Annotated in this window: 1 protein-coding gene; it reads left to right on the top strand. The window is 52.4% G+C overall.

From position 1 onward, the window contains the following. The coding region (locus MiSe_RS49255) for a beta-propeller domain-containing protein (protein WP_226594880.1) at positions 1-623 on the top strand (623 nt) is incomplete at its 5' end. Between the last annotated feature and the right edge of the window lie 439 nt (positions 624-1,062).

Here is a 1,062-nt window from a genome sequence, read left to right as displayed (position 1 = left end):
TCGATCCGTTTTTCACGCTGGACTTGAGGCAGCCGACCAATCCCCAGCTGGCTGGCGAGTTGAAACTGCCCGGCTTTTCCCAGTACCTTCAGGTGATTGAGAGCTCAGGCAAGCAGCTGGTATTGGGCATCGGTCAGGATACCGACCCGTTGACTCGTATGCGTACACTGAAAGTTTCGCTGTTCGACGTGACGGATATCAAGAATCCGAAAGAGGTGGAGAGTTTCTTGTTTGAAGGCCAATACACTAGCTCAGAAGCCCAGTGGGACCACCACGCGGTCAGTTATTTTCCTGGCTCTGACATCCTGGCGATTCCGTTCCAGAAAAGTTGGAACTCTCAAGCGCTGCGGGTGTTCCACGTCGATGGGGTGGACGGTTTAACCGTGCTAGGAGATATCAAACACGAAGGCGAGCCGATTCGACGCAGCCTGCGCATCGGGGACGATCTGTATGCCATCTCCGACAAGCAAGTCACAGCCTACAATCTGGGAACTTTGCAACAGGTGGGTCAGGTGGTTTTGCCCGACTCCGGCAGCAAGGGGTTTGGGGGGTTAATCTGGTCTGATCCGCTTCCCTCAGATACTTTCACGTCGATCGTCAGCACTCCCGCCACCTTGGTGTGACCTGGTTTGTGCAACCAACTCAGTCGTTGGGTGTATAGTAATGTGCGTGCAAAAGTCGATTTACACAGCATGGAAGGATTAACGTTGAGAATACGGTACTTTTGGTGACACTGCACCAATTTGTCCTCACAGCTAGTGCGACTGCTATATCTGTAGGGACGTAGCATTTGCGACGATATTTTTAGGGAAAGTCAGGGTGTGGAGAGCGGTTTGCCACAAGGGTGTTGTATAGCCATTGGGCGACTTTTGTGTAGCGGAATGCCACACAAAAGCAGTTTTACAGCGGATTGCTTTTCGTGTGAGGGAAAGCCAAAAGGCGCCTTTTGTGTAGCGGCAGCATTAATGCTGCCCGCACACTGCTGCCAAGGTGTACCTCATGCGGCTGCAATCCGCTATAGTTCATCCGGCTGCAAACCGCTGTATACGCAAATGCTTCGTG

It is taken from the genome of Microseira wollei NIES-4236, assembly GCF_020521235.1.
In the GTDB taxonomy this organism is placed as follows: Bacteria; Cyanobacteriota; Cyanobacteriia; order Cyanobacteriales; family Aerosakkonemataceae; genus Microseira; species Microseira wollei.
Note: the sequence above shows the minus strand (reverse complement) of the source record. Positions and strands in the feature narration are given on the sequence as shown.